The sequence below is a fragment of the Mesorhizobium sp. M1143 genome (assembly GCF_040318435.1).
In the GTDB taxonomy this organism is placed as follows: domain Bacteria; phylum Pseudomonadota; class Alphaproteobacteria; order Rhizobiales; family Rhizobiaceae; genus Mesorhizobium.
Map to the genome: position 1 here is coordinate 1 of NZ_JAMYMJ010000155.1, position 2222 is coordinate 2222.

The following is a 2222-nucleotide window of genomic DNA, read 5'->3' on the forward strand; positions in this document are numbered from 1 at the left end:
CTTCATATCCACAGGAAGCGCCGGTCCAAGCCCCACCAAAACAGGCAGCGGCCATCGCATTCCGTCAGGACGGGCATCTTGCTGCCGATAGCGTGCTCTCCGCCCATGACGGGCGCTAGACGCCGAAGGAACTCGCCGACAGCCTCATGTCCAAGTGATGTGGGAAGGGAGCAGAACCAAAGGGACTCTGCTCCACGTCCCCGCCTTTTCCGCAGCTATGAAACCTTCACCGAACGGATCCGTACTGAGGAGGAGGCCGTCCTTGACTTGCCCGACGCCGGCAACCTTCTCAGCCGCAACGATCGCTGCCTTCCGCTGACGCTCGTCGACAATCGCCCCCTTCAGTTCGACAAGGCCGTCGCTGACCCTCACATCGATCAAGTCACCACCGCTCCAGGTTTGTGACTGCAGTTCGGCAAGGATAGCCTTGCGGATCAGGTCGTCATCGGGTGGCGTGGTTCCCTGTTTCGGCATGGCGCGGATCAGGACAAGCAGCAAATCAGTTCGCGTGATGATGCCGATGACCCTGTCCCGATCGACAATTGGAAGATTGTTGATGCGATGTTGCATCATCAGGTCGACAATATCTGCAATCGAGGCGCTAGGAGGCGCCGAGATGACGGGTGTGGTCATCACCTGATGGATGATCCGTCCGTTCGAGCGCGCATAGTCATTGGCGACTGTGCCCGGGCCAAGATCAAACTCCAGCCAGCGCGGACGCACACGCTGGGTCCCAAGTTCTTCTCGGCGCAAGAAGTCGCTTTTGCTTACAATACCAATCAGGGTGCCGTCGCTGTCTGCTACCGGCAGGCAGCTGACCTTGTTTGAAAGCATGAGCTCGACCGCTTGCGCGATCGTCGCGTTCGCATCCGTCGTGATGACTGGCTTTGTCATTATGGATTCGGCTTGCATCCTCACCCTCCTGATCTTTCGTCGGACGACGATAGGACATCCCGACCCGCGGCGCGTTGATCTGAGTCACTTGGAACGAGGAGGATTCTCCGCGCCGTCGTCGCGGTCGATTAGAATGCGCTCCGCAGCGCCATCGAGATCATCGTACTGGCCGCTTCTCAACGCCCACAGGAAGCCGGACAGGCCGAGTGCGCCAAGGAACAACGCCACCGGAATGAGATAGGCGAGCGTCGTCATGAAGATCGGGCCAAGGCGCCGGCCCGCGCGGGCCTGCCCTGCCGCGCTGTTTCGGACGACACACCCGTTGCGAAGCCTTGCAGACGCATTGCGTTTCCAATCACAAGCAATGACGAGGCAGACATCGCGACCGCCGCGATGAGAGGCGTAACGTGGCCCAGAATGGCGATCGGCACGGCCACAGCATTGTAAACGATCGCAATTGTTATGTTCTGTCGGATCAGGCTTCCCGCCTTGCGCGACACGTCCAGCGCCAGCGGGATCGCCAAAAGGCTTTCGCGCAGAAAAACGAAGTCGGCTGCATTGCGGCCAATGTCGGCCGCCGTGGCGGGTGCGATCGAGACATGCGCGGCGCTCAGCGCCGGTGCGTCGTTGAGCCCGTCGCCAACCATCAGAACCTTGTGCCCGTCTCTCGCCAGACTCTCGAAGCGTTCAACCTTGCCGGACGGGAGCAGGCAGGGAACGAAGTCATCGACACCGAGCACGTCCGCAATCTCGGCGCAGGCTTTCGCGGTATCGCCCGACAGCATTTCCACGCACATACCAGCGTTGCGCAGTTGATCGATCGCTGCCCTGGTGTCGAGGCGTAGCGCATCTTCGAAAACGAAGGATGCGACAATCATGCCGTTTTTCGTCAGCACTGTTCCGCCGTAGCCATGTTTGCCTTCGCCGCCGGTTCGCGCCTTCCAACCAGCCCATCCGCGTCGACCCAGCCGCCAGGTGATACCGGCGGCGGTGGCTTCGATCCCGAAACCCGGGTGCTCGGTCACCGCGTCGAATTTGTGCTGGCTGCTGCTGACGGCAAAGCCGGCAATGGCCTTTGAATATGGATGACGCGAATGCGCGGCCAGGTCGGCAGCGATTGCCAGCATGGCGGGATCGATCGACGACGTGTTGACGAGCCTGGGCTGGCCAAGCGTGAGCGTGCCGGTCTTGTCGAACACGGCTGTATCGATCGCTGCCAGGCGCTCCATGGCCGAGCCGTCCTTGACCATGATGCCATTCTCAAACAGGCGCCGCGCGGCGACCACCTGAACGATTGGGCCGGCGAGGCCAAGCGCGCAGGGGCATGT

At 61.2% G+C, this 2222-nt stretch carries 3 protein-coding genes; all 3 read right to left on the reverse strand.

The genetic code is table 11. The annotated features are described in order from the left end of the window. Window positions 1-144 precede the first annotated feature (144 nt). The gene (locus NKH35_RS31500) at window positions 145-912 is read right to left on the reverse strand and encodes a CBS domain-containing protein (protein ID WP_352917552.1); all 768 of its coding nucleotides are present in this window, start codon (window positions 910-912) and stop codon (window positions 145-147) included. 66 nt (window positions 913-978) lie between these two features. Next, window positions 979-1149 carry a cbb3-type cytochrome oxidase assembly protein CcoS gene (gene ccoS / locus NKH35_RS31505; RefSeq protein ID WP_023697810.1) on the reverse strand — a complete coding sequence of 57 codons (171 nt, stop codon included), beginning with the start codon at window positions 1147-1149 and terminating at the stop codon, window positions 979-981. After that, the coding region (locus NKH35_RS31510) for an HAD-IC family P-type ATPase (RefSeq protein ID WP_352917553.1) at window positions 1146-2222 on the reverse strand (1077 nt) is incomplete at its 5' end. The genes NKH35_RS31510 and ccoS, both read right to left, overlap by 4 nt.

What these genes read in the sequence shown, in the direction of transcription:
- NKH35_RS31500 (WP_352917552.1), bottom strand. Translation starts at nt 912, where the DNA reads ATGCAAGCCGAATCCATAATGACAAAGCCAGTCATCACGACGGATGCG.
- ccoS (WP_023697810.1), bottom strand. Translation starts at nt 1,149, where the DNA reads ATGACGACGCTCGCCTATCTCATTCCGGTGGCGTTGTTCCTTGGCGCA.